The following is a 16,559-nucleotide window of genomic DNA, read 5'->3' as shown; positions in this document are numbered from 1 at the left end:
ACCCTCCTGCGAAAGGCACGACGATGACCACCACGGTCTCCCGCCCCGAAGCGGCGGAACCCTCCGCCGCGGCACCGAACCCCCGGCGCTGGCTCGCCCTGACGATCATCGCCATCGCGCAGCTGATGGTGGTCCTCGACGCGACCATCGTGAACATCGCCCTGCCCAAGATGCAGGTCGACCTCGGCATCACCAACGCCGAGCGCCAGTGGGTGCTGACGGCGTACACGCTGACCTTCGGCGGTCTGCTGCTGCTCGGCGGCCGCATCGCCGACTACTGGGGCCGCAAGCGCACCTTCATCGCCGGTGCGATCGGTTTCGCGGCCGCGTCCGCCCTGGGCGGTCTGGCCTGGGACGGCCTGAGCCTGTTCGCCGCCCGCGGCCTGCAGGGCGCCTTCGGCGCGCTGCTCGCCCCGGCCGGTCTGGCCCTGCTGACGGTGCTGTTCACCGACGCCAAGGAGCGCGCCAAGGCGTTCGCCGTGTACGGCGCGATCGCCGGTGGCGGCGCGGCGGTCGGCCTGCTGCTGGGCGGCGTGCTCACCGAGTACGCCGACTGGCGCTGGTGCCTGCTGGTCAACATCCCGATCGCGGTCATCGCCATCGTGCTGGCGGTTCCGTTCGTGCCGGAGAGCAAGGCCGAGGGCAACACCCGCTACGACATCCCCGGCGCGATCGCGGTCACCCTGGGCCTGGTCGCCCTGGTGTACGGCCTGACCAAGGCCGCCGAGCCGGAGCACGGCTGGGACTCCCCGGAGGCGCTGGCCTACATGGGCGGCGGTGTCGTGCTGCTGGCCGTGTTCGTGATCATCCAGAAGTTCTCGAAGAACCCGCTGCTGCCGCTGCGCATCCTGCTCGACCGCAACCGCGGTGGCGCGTACGTGTCCAGCACCCTGACCGGGGCCGGCCTGATGGGCGCGTTCTTCTTCCTGACCTTCTACTTCCAGGGCGTGCTCGGCTACACCCCGATCGAGGCCGGCCTGGCCTCGCTGCCGATCTCGGCGGGCGTGTTCATTTCCGCCGGCGTCGCCAGCCAGCTGCTGCCCAAGCTCGGCGCGAAGCCGCTGATGATCGCCGGTGCGGTGCTCGCCGCGGGCGCGATGTTCTTCCTCACCCAGATCGGCGTGACCACCGGCTACGCCAGCCACGTGCTGCCCGGCGCGCTGGTGCTGGGTCTGGGCCTCGGCTTCACGTTCGTGCCGCTGTCCAGCCTCGCGCTGGTCGGCGTGCCGCAGCACGACGCCGGTGCGGCCAGCGCGACTTTGAACGCCACCCAGCAGGTGGGCGGCTCGCTGGGCGCGGCGCTGCTGAGCACGTTCGCGCTCAACGCCACCACCGACTACGCGGCCGAGAACCTCAAGCCCGGCATGGACCCGCAGCTCGCGGGCCTGGTCCAGGCCGAGGCGGCGGTGCACGGGTTCACCGTGGCGTTCGCCTGGGGCGGCGCGCTGCTGACCGTGTCGGCGATCGTGATCGCGATCCTGATCAAGGTCCGCAAGTCCGACCTCCCGACGGAGGGCGCGGTCCACGTCGGCTGACCCCGACGACCCCGCTTTTAATAGACGCTGGCCTATCTCATCGAATTCGAGCCACGAATTTTCGATGAGATAGGCCAGCGTCTGTGTACGGGGGCGGGGTGGGCGAGGCCGGCCGCGTCAGGCGCCCTTGGGGGGGTTGGTGGAGCAGCCGTTCTTGTTTTGCCAGGTCTGGAGTTCGGGGACGGGGGACTTGGGGGTGTTCTTGCGCCACGCGTCGAGGTAGCGCCAGGGCCAGATCACGCCGCGGCGGATCCACCAGTCGCCGGTGCGGGTGCACTCCGGGGAGATGCCGAAGTGCAGGTGGCAGGCGCTGGCTAGGCCGGTGCGGCCGACCTTGCCGAGCGGCTGGCCGGCCTTGACGCGTACCCCCGCCTTGATCTTCGCGTCGATCGCGGAGAAGTGCGAGCCGTAGTAACGCGCGCCGTCGTCGCCGAGCAGCGACACGGACTTGCCGCCGCGCAGCGCGCCGTCGTCGGTCTTCGGGTCGTAGAGGTCCACCGTCGAGGTCTCCAGCACGACCCCGTCGATGGCCGCGACGACCGTCGCCCCGCACGGGGCCATGATGTCGGTGGCCTGGTAGTCGTGGTGGGTGCGCCCGTACGAGCTCTTGCCGAGCACCGGGAACACGTGGCGCAGGGCGGCGGCGGACGGCGACGCGGCGGGCGAGGGCGTGGCCGCCGGGGTCGGTGTCGCGGCCGGGGCAGAGGTCGCCTTCGCGGGCACGAAGGCAGGCTCAGGGGCCGGTCCGGAGCAGGCGGCCAGCGCCAGGGCGGCCGTCAGCCCGGCGGCTGCAAGGGGGGAACGCACCCGCCGACCCTACTCCCGCGTGCGGCGCGCCCGGCGACGGACGGTGAGGATCGGCAGGCTACCTACGGCGATAGGACAGTGCCCTGCCCTGTTCGGGTGGGCGGTCGACGTAGCGGACCACGGTGCCGAAGAGGCGGTCGTGCCAGGCGCGGCGGCGGTCGTCGGTGAGCACGCCGAGCAGGCCGACCAGCCAGAGGACGGGGATGGCCAGGCCGACGAGGGCGCGTAGCAGGGCGCGGCACAGGCCGACGTGGCGGCCGTCGGTGCGGCGTACGACGGTGCCGAACAGCAGCGAGCCCAGGGTCTGTCCGGTCATCCACCAGCAGCCGGTGAAGTAGACGACCGGCAGCGCCGCGGCGACCACCGCGGAGGCCGCCTTGAGCCAGCCGGGCGGTTCACCGGCCAGCGCGGACCAGACGGCGGGCACACCGGACACGGCCAGCGACGACGCGATGGCGAGCAGGCCCGCGTCGATGGCCAGGCCCGACAGTCGGGAGACCATGCCTGCGTACGGTGGGTGTTGGCCAGCCGCGGTCACCTGTCACCGTTCGTGTGATGGCGGTGGAAGACGCGGCGGAACGAGGACTCGATCCGGTCGTCGGCGCTGGCTGAGGTCTCCCGCAGTTCGTCGGTGGCGTTGGCGAGCACGCCACGGCTCTGCTCGGTGATCAGTTCCTGGAGCCGGGGGTCGCGGGTCATGTCGTCGATCACGACGGGGATGACCTTGCGCCTGATCTCGGGGATCGCGCCCTCGACGAGGCGCGGCACCACGCTGTTGATCAGGTAGGGCATCAGGTTGTCCATCATGCGGGGCACGATGGTCTTCTCGACCCAGGTCAGGCTCTCGTCGACGGTGTCGCGCAGTGCGACCGACGCGGCGGCGCGGCTGGACACGAGCGTGTCGTGCCCGCGCTGCCCGGCGGAGCTGACGACGTCACGGGCGGTGTCGATGGGCGAGGCCGGTAGTGCGGCGCGGGTCGCGTCGGCCAGCCGGCGGGCCTGTCCACGGGTGGCCTCGCCGATCCGGTTTCGGGTGCGTACGGCGAGGTCGTAGCTCTGCTGGGTGAGGCCGACGGCGACGGCGACCGGGGAGCGGGCGCTGGCCGGGGACGGCTCGACGCCGCCGGTGAGCATGTCCTCGATGCGGGCCTGCTCGGCGGGGTCGACCGGAGAGGTGAGTCGGCGGAGTCGTTCGGCGACGAGCATCGCGGTGCCGAGGGCGAGGCCCGGCACGCCATGCCGCGCCCTCGCGGGTTCGGTCATAACATGAATTTACTCCAGAACGCCACATAGCGGAGCGAATGCTCAGGTAATACCCACCGGTAACGAGTCGTCCGCCGGACATGGTGAAGCCCGGGAGAGTGTCCTTCTCCCGGGCCTCGGGGTGCCGCCGATTTGCGCACACCAGCACGTTTAAGCGTACGGGTCAGTCATGACGACCCCGTGTCTCTACCGTTTGGACTACCGCACCAGGAAGAGGTGCGGGCCGGGCTCGAACCGGCACCCCGGGGGTTTCGCCCGTACGCGGTCGATCTGGTGTTCGGCGGCGAATGCTGAGTCTGGAGCGAGAATCTGAGTCTGATCGCGGCTGCCTCTGCCAGTTGGGCTACCCCCGCAGGTGGTGCGGGTGGGCAGGACTCGAACCTGCACTGGGACCGCGTTGTTCAGTTTCGGCTTCAGTTTCAGCTTGCGCTTCCGCGCCCCCCGCCCTCCGGCGGGGAGTTCATGGGTCAGGCGAACAGGTAACCGAACACCCGGTCGCCGACGTGCTTGTCGACCGCCTCGGCGTTGTTGGCCTCCTCGCGGGCGAACTTGACCGCCTGCTGCAGCTTCTCCACCCGCTCCAGCAGCGTCGACACCCGCTTGGCCGGCAGCGCGCCGGAGAACTTCACCGTGGTCCAGTAGCCCACCGCGATGTCCTCGTAGTACACCTCGACCTGCGCCGGGTGCTTCTCGGTCGCCTCGGCCTTGACGTGGTTGCGGGGCACCTTCTTGGTGCGGATGGTACGCACCGGCTCGGTGGACCAGCAGTCCGCGGAGTCGCTGAACACCCACGACTCGGCGGCGTCGAGCACCGGCAGCTTCTTGACGAAGGTGTGCAGGTCGGTGAGCTGCTTCTCCAGGAACAGCAGGTACGTCACCGGCACGTCGGACAGCAGCACCCGGTCGTCGACGACCACGTCGGCGCGGGCCACGCAGTTGGTGGCGTCCTTGGTCGCGGTCACGTCGAACAGCCGGGTCAGCGTGGTGCCCATCTGGCGCAGCACGTCCTCGGCGCGGGCCTGCACCTTGGTGGACTCCGGCGGCAGTTGTTCGCCCTCCTCGTCCTTGGCCTGGTAGGTCCGCGAGATGCCCGACAGCAGCGCCGGCTTCTGCACGGCGTGGTGGGCCTCGGTCAGGTCCTGGAACGAGCGGGACTTGATGCCCTTCTCGACCGCGATGATCTGGTTCAGCTTCGCCATCAGTGTTGTCCTCCCGACGGGTGACGCTAGAGGATCACCCGGTCGGGCGGCAATCAGGATTCCCGCCGGCGGAACTCTGTTGATCACGTACGGTGAACTCCTGGCGGAGTCGGGGGTGGTCGGCCGTGGTGATCGGCTTTGCGATGCTGGCCACCGGGTTCGTCTTCGTCTGTGGCGCCAACGACGGCGGGGCGCTGCTCGCCCTGGCCCTGCGCCAGCGCGAACTGCCGCTCTATGTCGTGCTGGCCGTGCTGCTGGCGGCGATCATCGCCGGTCCCGCGCTGTTCGGGCTCGCCGTGGCGCACACCTTCACCGACCGCCTGATCAACGCCGGTGACGTGCGCGGCCCCCTGGTCGTGCTCGCCGGGGTCGGCGTCGCACTGGCCCTGGTGCTGACGCTGGCCTGGCGCGGTGTGCCGACCAGCGTCACCCTCGCCGTCCTCGGTGGACTCGCCGGGGTCGGGGCCGGACTCGGCGTGCCGCCCGCCTGGTCCACGCTGGGTGTCGTGCTCGCGGTCGCCGCGATCGCTCCGCTGCTCGGCGGCGCTCTGGGCTACCTGCTCGGCATGGCCGCCCGCCGCCTGCCGACGACGTCCCGGCTGCCGCGCGCCATGCGTTACGCCCACGTCACCGCGTTCGCCGGGCAGAGCCTGGCGTATGCCGCCAACGACGGGCAGAAGATGTTCGCCGTGGTCGGAGTCGCCCTCGGGGTCGCCCACCGGGCTCGGGGGATGCAGGCCCCACCGCTGCTGCTGCTGTGCGCGACGGCCGCCGTGTTCGCCGCAGGGGCGGTGCTGAGCCTGCGGCGCATGGCCCGGGGCGCGACCGGCGGGCTCACCCCGCAACGCCCGTGGACCCTGGTCACGGCCGGTCTGGCGTCGGCGACCGCGGTGTTCGGCAGCGCGGGCATGGGCGTGCCGGTCAGCATGACCCAGTCGGCCACCGCGGGCCTGGTCGGCGCGGGGGCCAGCACCGGCGTACGCCGCATCCGCTGGCAGTTCGCCACCCCGGTGCTGACGGCCTGGCTGGTAACCGTGCCCGCGAGCCTCACCCTCGGATATGTCGCAGGTCTGGCATTGCGGGGCACGCTGTGAGCCCCGGTGCCCGGTGCACCGGTTCCGCCGGGAGGTGACCGTGATCAGGCTGCGACGGGTGCTGGACGATCTCGCGGGGCGCGCTCCGAAGCGGGTGCTGGCCATCGTGCTGGCGCAGATCGACGCCGCGCTCGAAGGGGTGGCGCTGGCGGTGCTGGTCACCATCGGCGACATCGAACCGCCGCTGGCCCGGCTGCGGATCGCCGAGATCGAGCACGACGGTGACGCCCACCGGGGGCGGCTGGTCGCCGAACTGGCCGCGACGCTGGCCACCCCGATCGACCGCGAGGACCTGTTCCGGCTGTCCCGCTCCGTCGACGACGTGCTCGACCACCTGCGCGACTACGTACGCGAGACCGACCTCTACGGGGTGCGCCTGGACCACAACGCGGCGGCGATGCTGGAGCAGGTCGCCATCGGGCTGCGCGACCTGCGCCGGGCGCTGGACCGGCTGGTCGACCGCCCGGCCGAGGCCGCGCAGGCGGCGCTGGCCGCGCACAAGCGCTCCGGCCGGGTCCGCCACCTCTACGCCCAGGGCCTGGCCGACCTGCTCAGCGGCGAGATCACCGGCCCGGTGCTCAAGCAGCGCGAGCTGCTGCGCCGCCTGGACGTGGTGGGGCTGCGCCTGGCCGAGTGCGCCGACGCGCTCGCCGACGCGATGCTCAAACGCAGCCTGTGATGTTCATCTGTCGTTCGCTCCCGGCCCGACCCAGCGGCCCAGCGGCCGGCCGTCAGCGGTGTCCTCGTCATCCTTCGTGGACCGGTCGACGCCCGCCAGCAGACCCGCCAGCCCGCCGCTGCCGATGCCGCTCTTGGACAGCCGCTGGTCGAGTTCGGTCGGGCCACCCGAACCGGCGTCGGTCAGCGCCAGCATCTGGGCGGCCTCCTCGGGGCTGAGACCGTACTCGGCGGTGACCTCGTCGGGGTTGCCGCGGGCGTGCGCGGCGAACTCGGGATCGATCGCCATGCGCTCGACGACCTCAGGGAACCGGGACATGATCAAGGTCCTTTCGCTGGGTGGTCCATTGTGCGGCGTTGGTGCGACATCGTCCACACGTGGTCACGATGACGACGGTCACGTGACAGCGCCGTCTGCGGCATCATGGTGGGCGGCGACGGGGAGGTCGACGATGCAGCTGACGGTGGTGGGGTGTGCCGGGTCGGTGCCGGGCCCGGACAGTGCCGGGTCCTGCTACCTGGTGGAGGCCGACGGGCAGCGGGTGCTGCTGGACCTGGGCACGGGTGCGGCGGGGCCGTTGCAGCGGCACGCCGATCCGGCGGCGCTGGACGCGGTGCTGATCTCGCACGCCCACGCGGACCACTGCGCGGACCTCAGCTCGATCGCCTACCTGCGGCACCGGGTCGGGGCCGCGCCGCTGGACGTGTACGGCCCGGCGAACCTGCGCGACGCACTGAACTGGCGTCATCCCGCACCCCAGTTCGCTTTCCACGAGCTGCCGTCGGGCGCGCTGCGTCTCGGGCCGCTGGAGGTCACCGTCGCGGCGGTCGAGCACGGCATCGAGGCGTACGCGTTCCGGGTCGGCGACGCCCTGTGCTACTCGGGCGACACCGCGCCGTGCGACGCGCTGGACGAGCTCGCGCAGGGCTGTGCGGTGCTGCTGGCCGAGGGTGCGGGATTCGACGACACGGGTGTGCCCCGGCACCTCACCGCGGGCGACGCGGGGCGGCTCGCGGCACGGTCCGGGGCGCGGCTGCTGGTGCTGACACACCTGCGTTCCTGGTTGGACCACGAGCGCCTGCTCGATGAGGCCGCCCGTTTCGCGGGCTGCCCCGTCCTGCTGGCCCAGCCTGGCCTGCGGCTGCGCGTCTAGCGCCGCAGGCCACGCGCGTCGAGGACGGCGGCGGTCCAGTCCGCCGGGCTCATCGGCGGCGGTCCAGTCCGGCCAGCTGCCAGGCCAGGCGGTTGCGGAAGGCGGGCAGGCGGCCGAGCAGCCCGAGGAGCAGGTTGCGGGCCGGTCGCCAGGCCGCGCGTACGGTGGCCAGGCCGGTGAGCCGGTCGGCGAGCGCGACGACCTTGCGGGCGTGCGCGCGGTGCGTGGTCGCGTATCCGTCGAGCAGGTCGGGGCTCGCGCCGCCGAGCACGCGCGACAGCGTCTCGCCCAGGGCTGCCGCGTCGTCGATGCCGAGGTTCATGCCCTGCCCGCCGGCCGGTGAGTGGACGTGGGCGGCGTCGCCGGCCAGCAGCACCCGGCCGTGGCGGAACGTGTCGGCGATGCGGTGGTGCACGCGGAACCGGGAGCCCCAGACGACCTCGTGGACGGTGACCGGGGACTTCTTCGGCCCGCGGGTGTCGAGCAGGTGCTGGACGAAGGCGACGCCGGGGTGTTCGGGTGCGTTGTCGACGGTGGCGACGATGCGGTGGGTCCCGTCGGGCAGCGGTGCGACGACGACCATCCCGGCGGGGGAGAAGTAGAGGATGACCTCGGCGTCGTGGACGGCGCCGGTGAGCCGTACGTCGGCCAGCGAGAAGGATTCGGCGTAGCTGCTGCCGGTGAACCCGATCCCGGCGCTGTCGCGGACCGTGCTGTGCATGCCGTCGGCCCCGATGAGGTAGGCCGCGCGGACGGCGCGCCCGTCGGCGAGGGTCGCGGTGACGCCGGTGGCGTCCTGCTCGACGGAGGTCACCGTGGCGGGCCGCAGCACGCTGCCGCCGAGTTCGCGCAGCCGCGTGAGCAGTGCGGCCTCGGTCTGGGCCTGGGAGATCATCAGGGTGTGCGGGAAGGGTGTGGGCAGCCCGCCGAACGGCACCGCGACCAGCAGCCGGTCGCGGTCGCGGATGGTGAACCGGGACGCGGGGATGCCCTGGGCTTCGAGCATCGCCGCGACGCCGTAGGGCTGGAGCACTTCGAGGGTGCGGGCGTGCACGACGGCGGCGCGGGACGTGTTGGCGCCCTCGGCCTGGGTGTCGACGACGGTGACGGTGTGTCCGCGCTGGGTGAGCGCGACGGCGGCGGTGAGGCCGGCGGGGCCGGCGCCGACGATGAGCACGTCGGTGGTCGGGGTGGACATGGTCTCCTCCAGGTCAACGATCGTTGGCCAACATCTGTTGACTTCGACGGTAGACCTGGCCCGGCTTGCTTGTCAACAAGTGTTGGCCTACAGTCGTTGACATGCGGCGCACCTCGGCGGAAACCAAGTCGATCATCCTCGCGGCGGCCCGTGAGCGGTTCGCCGCCGACGGCTACGAGCGGGCCACCATCCGGTCCATCGCCGCCGACGCCAAGATCGACCCGGCCATGGTGATGCGCTACTACGGCAGCAAGGAGAAGCTGTTCGCCGCGGCGGCCGAGTTCGACCTGCGCTTCGACGCCCTCGCCGGCGTCGCGCCCGAGCAGCTCGGGGCGGCGTTCGTCCGGCACTTCCTGCGCCAGTGGGAGGCCGGGGAGTCGCTGCAGGTGCTGCTGCGCACCGGCATCACCAACGACGGCGCGGCCGAACGCATGCGCGAGATCTTCGCCGGGCAGCTCGCCCCGAGGATCGCAGCGCTCACCGGCGACCCCGCGAGCGCGCCGGTGCGGGCCGCGATGGTCAGCGCCCAGATGCTCGGCATCGGGCTCGCCCGCTACATCCTGCTGTTCCCACCGGTGGTCGCGATGTCCGAGGACGACCTCGTCTCCTGGCTCGGCCCGACGATCCAGCGCTACCTGACCGCCGACCGCCCCTGAGACCCGGTCAGCCCATCCGCTCCAGCCACGGCGCGCTCGCCTTGCCGAACGGCTCGGCGTGGGCGCGTACGGCGGCGAGCAACTCCTCGGCGGTGCGGCGCGCCCCGGCGACCACGTCGTCGGGGTAGCCGAACGCGACCCGGTGCTCGTCGAACTCGTCCTCGTCGAGCAGCGCCACCTCGCCGGACTCCCGGCGGCGTACGACGTCGAGGTCCAGGTCGATGGAGACGACCTCGTCGGGGCCGTGCCACACGGGCCGGTCCGACACGTCGATGTAGATCTCGGTGCGGAACGGGGCCGCGTTGAACGCGGCGACCCAGTCGCCGGAGTGCGGGATCAGCACCACGTGAGTGGCCGGGATGAACACGGCCGGTTCCGCGCCGCGCCGCCACGGCGTGTACGCGGTCGCGCCCAGCCAGACCCCGTGCTCGTCCTCGCCGAGGCGGGGCAGGGTGGCGTGCCAGTGCAGGCGCCCGTCGTACTTGCGGGCGATCACGCGCACGTCACCGGGCCGCGGCATCAGGTCCTTCTCCAGCCAGTGCCGGGCGCGGGGGTTGCCGTTGTAGTCGTCGATCTCGTGGTAGCCGCTGGTCAGGTAGATGCGCAGCGCCTCGGGCTGCCGATCGCCGGTGTCGAGGCGGATGCGTCGGTAGCCGCGGCGGCGGGCCACGTCCTCCAGCTCGGCCATCAGCGTGCGAGCCAGCTTGCGGCCCCGCGCGGCCGGGCGCAGGAACAGCCGCCGTACCTCGGCGGTGTGATCGTCGCAGCGGCGCAGGCCGCCGCAGCCGATCGGCTCGCCGTCGTCGTACATCACCAGCCAGGTGCCGTCGGGGGCGCGCAGCTCGGCGAGGTCGAGTGGGGGAGGGCTGGCGGCGTCGCCGTAGCGGGCGGCGATGTCGGCGAAGAACTCCGCGGTCAGCTCCCGCGACACCGGGTCGTCGGCGTCCTCCAGCGCGATGCGCACCTGCGGCACGGCACGGCCCCCCTCGGCTCGGTTCGCTTCGGTGTCGAGGATGCCCTACCCGCCCCGCAGGGTGACGAGCGGCACCCTGTCGCGATGCGGACGTGGGACGGACCTCGCCGTGCCGGCGCGCAACATCTACGTTGGTTGAACGCGTCTGCACGGGGAGCAGGTGCCCCGCGCCGCCCGTGGAGAGGACCACCCCCGTGTCCCAGCGCCACCCCCGTACCTCCGCAAAGCCCGCCGCCCGCCGCAAGGCGCCGCTGTGGGCCAAGCTCGTGCTGACGTTCGGCGCGGTGCTGATGATGATCGCCGGAACCAGCATGGTGCTGCTGCGCTCGGTCGTCGGCACCCTGGAGGAGTCCGTCGACCTGGCCGGCTCCGACGTCCTGGCCGGACCGTCGGGGCAGGCCGCACCGGATGCCAAGGCGCTGCGGGGGGCATTCGACGTGCTGCTGCTCGGCATCGACACCCGCCCCGGGCAGAAGGCCGACGACGCCCGCTCCGACACGATCATCATCGTGCACGTGTCCGGCACGCATCGGGAGGCCTACCTGATGTCGGTGCCGCGTGACGTACGGGTGGAGATCCCCGGCAAGGGCTACCGGAAGGTGAACGGCGCGTTCCAGGCCGGGCTCGGCCCGCAGGGCGACTGGCGCGGCGGGCTGAAGACGGCCACGCAGACGGTCAGCAAGCTCACCGGGATCACCTTCGAGGCGGCGGCCGTCATCGACTTCGGCGGGTTCAACAAGATCATCGAAGCGCTGGGCAGCGTGCGGATGTGCGTGGAGGCCGACACCAAGTCCATCCACCACTTCGTGGTCAAGGGCAAGCCGAAGTACATCGGCGGCATCGCCGACGCCACCGAGGCCGACCAGTACACCGACCGCACCGGCAACAAGCGCTTCGTGCACCGCAAGGGCTGCCGCGACATGCAGGCGTGGGAGGCGCTGGACTTCGCCCGCCAGCGCTACCTGCCCGACGGCTCCGCCGACTACGGCCGCCAGCGCCACCAGCAGCAGCTCATCCAGGCGATGGTGAGCAAGGCGACCTCGGCCGGGGTGCTCACCGACATCGGCAAGGTGAACGACCTGATCCGGGCCGCGGGCGAGTCGATGCTGCTCAGCCTGCCCCAGGGCATGGAAGTCATCGACTTCTTCTTCGCGCTGCAGGACCTCGCCGCCGTGGACCTCGTCTCGCTGAAGACGAACGCGGGCTGGTACAACGGCTACAAGGTCGGCAACGAGTCGTTCGAGGACCTCAATGACAAGTCCAAGCTGATGTTCAAGGCCGCCTCGCTGGACAAGCTCGGCGAGTTCACCGCCCTGTACCCGGAGTTCATCAACCGCAAGGCCGGGTGAGCGTACGGCGCCTGCCCGCCCCGCGCGATCCGCCGATCACCACTTTGCACAGTGAGTGATGTGGATCAATACGCATGGTGGATGGTGGCGTGGTCTACGAGACAGCAGCATGTCATTTGGCTGCCAATCGGTGATCGTGTGCCAAGGGACGGTGCGAGTGCAGAACTGGCTCAAAGAAACGCTTTCCTCGACTCCTGGCATGGCGACGATGGTGAGTCTGGGCGCGGTCGCCGCCGGCACCGCCGCCAGGTTGATCCTGGGGCTGATTCGGCGCAGGCGAGCCGACGAGACCTCGAATACCGACGAGGTCACCTCTGCCGCCCGCACCTGGATCTTCCGCGCCATGTCGCATTTCCTCGGCCGGGCTCTGCGACGTCAATGGCTGGGCTTCTACGCCCTGGACATCTACGGCCGTGCCCTGTTCAACAGGTACGAGAAACTGACCGTTCCGGGCCGGGTGACGCTGTCCATCGACAGGTGCTACATCCCTCTCGAACTGCGTGCGGGGCAGATGTCGGAGGCCTTGCAGATCCTCGAGAAGAACGGGGCGCTGCTTCTGCACGGCGACCCGGGAACCGGGAAAAGCGCTCTGCTGTACCGGTTGTTGCGCACGTCCAGCTTTCGGATCATGAAAGGCAAGGAGCGCATCCGCCTGCCCATGTATCTGACGTTGCAGCAGATCGTTCCTCATCTCGGACAGGACGCGGACAGGATGCACCCCGGTCAGGCCGCCGAGGCGCTGACCAACTGGTTCCGGGAGACGTTCGTCCGCCCGCTCAACATGTTCGACTCGGACGCCCTGCCGAGCACCTTCGCGCAGAACGAGCGAAACGGGGTCATCGTCCTGCTCGACGGGCTCGACGAGGTCGCCAGCGACAAGATCCAGGCGGTCGAGGAGTTCATCGTCGCGCTCGGGCAGTTCCTGCACCACGCCGCCGGCCCGAACCTCCTGGTCATCGCGAGTCGTCGCCAGGCGCTCGACTTCGCGCCACGGCTGCTGGGCGGCGAGATCCCGGACATCGCGGCGGTCGAGCTGAAGCCGTTCAGTCCCGCGGCGATCTACTCCTTCCTGCTGCGTTATCCCTACGGCCAGGGGATCCGCGCACACGAGGAGGCCAGGAGGATCTTCTCGCAGCTGAGGATCAATCCCACGCTCATGGAGACGTGCACCAACCCGCTGGCCCTGGCGTTGTACGTCAACCATCACCTCCGTCTGCGGGAACTGGGCCGGGACAACGACTCCTCTCAGCCCGACACGCGCGCCGCCTTCTTCAGCGACGTCATCGACTACCTGATGACCCGTACCCGGGGGACCGACGCGCCATTGGTGAACTCGACGAGGCCGTTCCGGCAGATCCGCCGGCGCTTCTTCATCGACGTCGCGGCCGAGCACGTCCGGCTCCAGCAGCCCTTCAACCACATCAGCGAAGCGGTCCTGCTCCAGTTCGCCGACCAGCTGACCAGGGTCGGGCAACCCCGACAGCAGGCGCTCATGGAACTGGCCAAGGACACCGGCATCATCGAATGGAACGAGTTCGACGGTGTCTGGCAGTTCATCCACCGGTCGTTCCTCGACTACTTCCTGGCCTGCTCGCTCTCGTCGATCAACGGCCGCCGGGACGCGCAGCAGCTGCTGAGCAACCTCCGCCTGCATCCGCTGAGCTATCTCGAGGGCTTCTACCTCGCCTGTGGCCTGATGGCCAGCAGGAACACCTCGCAGCTGCCCGACCTGCTGCGGGACCTCGGCAACAGCGCCTTCGTGGGCAGGTACTACGCCCGGGCGATGCTGGAGACCCAGGCCTACTACCTGCCGGATTTCGTCGAGCGGATCCGGTTCTTCTGCGGTCAGTGGCGCGCTGACCAGCGGAACATCAACCTCTTCCGGGACCTGGTCTCGGTCCTCGTGGACTACGAACACGTCATGGCCGCACTGGACCAGCCGGCCGAGATCACCGTGCTCGGGGAGTTCGGCGACGCGGTCGGCGGCGCCGGACTGTCGATCCTGCAGGCGGCACGGCTCGACGCCGAACTCGCGCTGCGGCTGAGTCGCCAGACGGCGATCGCTCCGATCCTGCTGGACAGCGGCACCGAGGACGCCATCGTGGCGCTGTACGAGCCCTCCGTCGGCGAGCGCCTGGAGCAGGAGGAGATCAACGGCGAACCGCGGCTCGCGGCGATCGTCGCCGAGACGGCGCTGCGCTCGTCACTGTTCGCGACGACCCTGCGCAGCGAACGTGGTCTGGCGGGCCGCAAGCCGCGTTCCTTCCGGTACCCGCACGAGCCGTGGGCGGACGCGTGGCCGATCAGGGGGACCCGGTTCGCCGCGACGCTGGCGGTGGCGCTGCCGTACCTGCGCGGGCTGTCCCGGGAGCAGCGGGCGGAGTTCCCGCACCTGGCCATCCTCGCCTACACCTCGCCCATCCGGCGGATGCGGCACGAGCTGGTGTTCTCCGACGTCGCCGCGACGTTGTCGATCACCATCACGGTGGTCTGCGCGCTGCTGTCGCTGGTGCTGCTGGGTGTGCCGACGGGCTGGCTGCTGACGGGGTTCGCCGCGGTCCTGCTGGTCGGCGGCGTGCTGTTGCGGCGGGCCGTCCAGCAGGGCGACATCGTGCTGCCGTCGCGGCGGATTCTGAACCTGTATCCCCTGGACAGCGGATGGCTGACCGATTCCGGATCGCGGCTGCGGCTGGTCGCCGGGGCGTCCCGGCTGCCGCGCTGGACGCTGCGCCCGCCGCGCGGCAACGACGGGCCGCGAATCGCGGTCTACACGAGGGTCTTCTTCCTGCTCTGGAGAAGGTTCTGCCCCGATCTGGGAGACCGGAGGCTCAGCCTGATCGGCTGTGCCGTCATTCAACAGATGTGGACCGAAGACGTCCGCAAACTAGTAAGGAGCTAGTGTGGAGCGAGTACTCCTGAAGATGTCCGGCGAAGCGGTCGTCGACGTGGAGGGCGAGCACGTCATCAGTGCCGAGCGGCTGGACGTCTTCTGCCGGCAGATCGCCCTGGCGCGGGCGGACAGGCCGATGCTCTCGCTGTCGGTCGTGGTCGGCGGCGGCAACATCCTGCGCGGCAAGCAACTGGAGGGCGTCGACCGCACGAAAGCCGACTACATGGGCATGCTCGCCACCGTGATCAACGCGCTGGCGTTGGGCGACGCCATGGACAAGCTGGGGCTGGAGTCGCGGGTCATGACGGGCATCGAGATGCCGCGCGTCGCGGAGCCCTTCATCCTCGGCAGGGCACTGCGGCACCTGCAGAAGAACCGGATCGTCATATTCGCGGGCGGCACCGGCAACCCCTACTTCACGACCGACACCGCCGCGGCGCTGCGGGCCGCCGAGATCGGCGCGGAGGTGATACTGCTGGCGAAGTTCGGCACCGACGGGGTCTACGACAAGGACCCGCGCCAGTTCGCCGACGCCAAGAAGTACCGGCAGATGAGCTTCAACACCCTGATGACCCAGAACCTGCAGGTGATGGATTCCACGGCGGTGTCGCTGTGCCGGGACAACGGCACGCCGATCTACGTGTTCGACATGGAGGCGGAGAACGCGGTGACGGATGCGCTGCTCGGCGGGCGCAAGTTCGGGACCCTCATCACAGAGTCGGCTCCGGACGTCTTCGAGCAGGAGGTCGTCAGCCGCGCCTGAGGTGGGCCAGCCACCGCAGGTGCGCGGTGCCGAACGGCTCCCGGGCGGCGGTGACCGCGGCCAGCAACCAGCTGCTCGTGCCACGGGCGGTGTCGACCAACTCGGGTGGATATCCGAAGGTCGCCCGGTGGGCGGCGAACTCGTCCTCGTCGAGCAGTTCGACCGTGCCGGTGTCGCGGCGGCGCACCACGTCGAGGTCGAGGTCGACCACGGTCACCAGCCCGGTGCCGATCCACACCGGACGGCCCGTCACGTCGACGTAGAGCTCGGTCCGCCGGGGCGGGGCGTGGAAGGTGGCGACCCAGCCGCCCTCGTGCGGCACCAGCATCACGTGCGGAGCGTGCGGGAAGTGTGCCGGTCGGCCATGGCGACGCCACGGGGTGTGGCTGGTGCCGCCCAGCCACACGCCGTGCTCGTCGTCGCCGAGGCGGCGCAGCGTGGTGTGCCAGTGCGGCGACCCGTCGTACTTGCCGAACTCGACCCGCACGTCGTCGGGTCCCGGCCGCAGGTCCTTGCCCAGTCGGTGCACGCTGGCCGTGCCGCCCTCGACCGGCCGGTATCCGGCACTGGCGTACAGGCCCAGTGCCTCGGGCTGGCGGTTGCCGGTGCTCAGCGTCAGCCGCGTGTAGCCGAACTGCCGTGCGGTGTCCTCCAGCTCGGTCAGCAGCGACCGGCCGACCTGCCGGCCGCGCGCGGCTTCGCGCAGGTACACCCACTTGATCACGGCGGTGTGCTCGTCGAGCCCGCACAGGCCGCCGCAGCCGAGCGGCTGCTCGCCGTCGTACACCACGAACCAGACCGCCCCCGGCGCGTCCAGGTCCGGCAGCTCGGCGACGTCGGCGTCAGCGCTGAAGTCCTGCTCCGGGTAGCGGCTGGCCAGCTCGGCGACGAACTCCCGGCGCAGCTGCCGGGACTCGGGGCTGCCGCTGTGGTGCCGCTCGATCCGCAGGTGCACGTCGCGCCTCCTCGTAGCCGGTGCGGGCCGCACCGCGTGAACGGT

The 16,559-nt window shown here is 70.8% G+C and carries 16 protein-coding genes; 8 read left to right on the top strand and 8 right to left on the bottom strand.

The window, feature by feature from the left end; all coding sequences use genetic code 11:
• The first annotated feature begins 23 nt into the window (after positions 1-23).
• Positions 24-1,535 (top strand): MFS transporter, encoded by a 1,512-nt coding sequence (locus tag HAV40_RS11920; RefSeq protein ID WP_166381007.1) that lies wholly within the window; start codon positions 24-26, stop codon positions 1,533-1,535.
• A gap of 117 nt (positions 1,536-1,652) precedes the next feature.
• Here the strand turns inward: HAV40_RS11920 and HAV40_RS11915 are convergent, their stop codons facing one another.
• The 4 genes from HAV40_RS11915 to HAV40_RS11900 form a co-directional block, all read right to left on the bottom strand.
• Positions 1,653-2,342: a M23 family metallopeptidase gene (locus HAV40_RS11915; protein ID WP_166381006.1), complete on the bottom strand. Its 690-nt coding sequence runs from the start codon at positions 2,340-2,342 to the stop codon at positions 1,653-1,655.
• 58 nt (positions 2,343-2,400) lie between these two features.
• Entirely contained in the window at positions 2,401-2,844 is a 444-nt protein-coding gene (locus HAV40_RS11910) for an RDD family protein (protein WP_166381005.1), read from the bottom strand.
• A 32-nt stretch (positions 2,845-2,876) separates the two neighbouring features.
• Positions 2,877-3,605, bottom strand: a complete 729-nt coding sequence (locus tag HAV40_RS11905; RefSeq protein ID WP_166381004.1) for a hypothetical protein — start codon at positions 3,603-3,605, stop codon at positions 2,877-2,879.
• A 467-nt stretch (positions 3,606-4,072) separates the two neighbouring features.
• Positions 4,073-4,804, bottom strand: coding sequence for a DUF7873 family protein (locus HAV40_RS11900; RefSeq protein ID WP_166381003.1), 732 nt, complete (start codon positions 4,802-4,804; stop codon positions 4,073-4,075).
• Positions 4,805-4,929: 125 nt separating this feature from the next.
• On the opposite strand from HAV40_RS11900, the gene HAV40_RS11895 reads away from it, so the two are divergent.
• Together HAV40_RS11895 and HAV40_RS11890 are read left to right on the top strand one after the other, a co-directional pair.
• Positions 4,930-5,898 (top strand): inorganic phosphate transporter, encoded by a 969-nt coding sequence (locus HAV40_RS11895; protein WP_203671738.1) that lies wholly within the window; start codon positions 4,930-4,932, stop codon positions 5,896-5,898.
• Positions 5,899-5,938: 40 nt separating this feature from the next.
• Positions 5,939-6,577, top strand: a complete 639-nt coding sequence (locus HAV40_RS11890) for a DUF47 domain-containing protein (protein WP_203671736.1) — start codon at positions 5,939-5,941, stop codon at positions 6,575-6,577.
• Between the two features lie 3 nt (positions 6,578-6,580).
• Here the strand turns inward: HAV40_RS11890 and HAV40_RS11885 are convergent, their stop codons facing one another.
• A complete protein-coding gene (locus tag HAV40_RS11885) occupies positions 6,581-6,895 on the bottom strand; it encodes a hypothetical protein (protein ID WP_166381002.1) in 315 nt (104 codons plus the stop codon).
• Positions 6,896-7,028: 133 nt separating this feature from the next.
• On the opposite strand from HAV40_RS11885, the gene HAV40_RS11880 reads away from it, so the two are divergent.
• Positions 7,029-7,730 carry an MBL fold metallo-hydrolase gene (locus HAV40_RS11880; RefSeq protein ID WP_166381001.1) on the top strand — a complete coding sequence of 234 codons (702 nt, stop codon included), beginning with the start codon at positions 7,029-7,031 and terminating at the stop codon, positions 7,728-7,730.
• A 49-nt stretch (positions 7,731-7,779) separates the two neighbouring features.
• Here HAV40_RS11880 and HAV40_RS11875 read toward each other — a convergent pair whose 3' ends face one another.
• Entirely contained in the window at positions 7,780-8,928 is a 1,149-nt protein-coding gene (locus tag HAV40_RS11875; RefSeq protein ID WP_166381000.1) for an FAD-dependent oxidoreductase, read from the bottom strand.
• A 101-nt stretch (positions 8,929-9,029) separates the two neighbouring features.
• Here HAV40_RS11875 and HAV40_RS11870 point away from each other — a divergent pair, with 101 nt between their 5' ends.
• Positions 9,030-9,584 carry a TetR/AcrR family transcriptional regulator gene (locus HAV40_RS11870; protein WP_166380999.1) on the top strand — a complete coding sequence of 185 codons (555 nt, stop codon included), beginning with the start codon at positions 9,030-9,032 and terminating at the stop codon, positions 9,582-9,584.
• Positions 9,585-9,591: 7 nt separating this feature from the next.
• Here HAV40_RS11870 and HAV40_RS11865 read toward each other — a convergent pair whose 3' ends face one another.
• Positions 9,592-10,557, bottom strand: coding sequence for a GNAT family N-acetyltransferase (locus tag HAV40_RS11865; RefSeq protein ID WP_166380998.1), 966 nt, complete (start codon positions 10,555-10,557; stop codon positions 9,592-9,594).
• Between the two features lie 194 nt (positions 10,558-10,751).
• Here HAV40_RS11865 and HAV40_RS11860 point away from each other — a divergent pair, with 194 nt between their 5' ends.
• From HAV40_RS11860 to pyrH, 3 genes are all read left to right on the top strand, one after another.
• Entirely contained in the window at positions 10,752-11,906 is a 1,155-nt protein-coding gene (locus HAV40_RS11860; RefSeq protein ID WP_166380997.1) for an LCP family protein, read from the top strand.
• Between the two features lie 199 nt (positions 11,907-12,105).
• Entirely contained in the window at positions 12,106-14,805 is a 2,700-nt protein-coding gene (locus HAV40_RS11855; RefSeq protein ID WP_166380996.1) for an NACHT domain-containing protein, read from the top strand.
• 1 nt (position 14,806) lies between these two features.
• Entirely contained in the window at positions 14,807-15,559 is a 753-nt protein-coding gene (gene pyrH, locus HAV40_RS11850; protein ID WP_239086820.1) for a UMP kinase, read from the top strand.
• Here the strand turns inward: pyrH and HAV40_RS11845 are convergent.
• Positions 15,546-16,514, bottom strand: coding sequence for a GNAT family N-acetyltransferase (locus HAV40_RS11845; protein WP_166380995.1), 969 nt, complete (start codon positions 16,512-16,514; stop codon positions 15,546-15,548). The genes pyrH and HAV40_RS11845 overlap by 14 nt on opposite strands.
• Between the last annotated feature and the right edge of the window lie 45 nt (positions 16,515-16,559).

The organism is Catellatospora methionotrophica, from assembly GCF_011297335.1.
Lineage (GTDB): Bacteria > Actinomycetota > Actinomycetes > Mycobacteriales > Micromonosporaceae > Catellatospora > Catellatospora methionotrophica.
The sequence above is the reverse complement of the archived record's forward strand: the minus strand, read 5'-3'. Positions and strand labels throughout refer to the sequence as shown.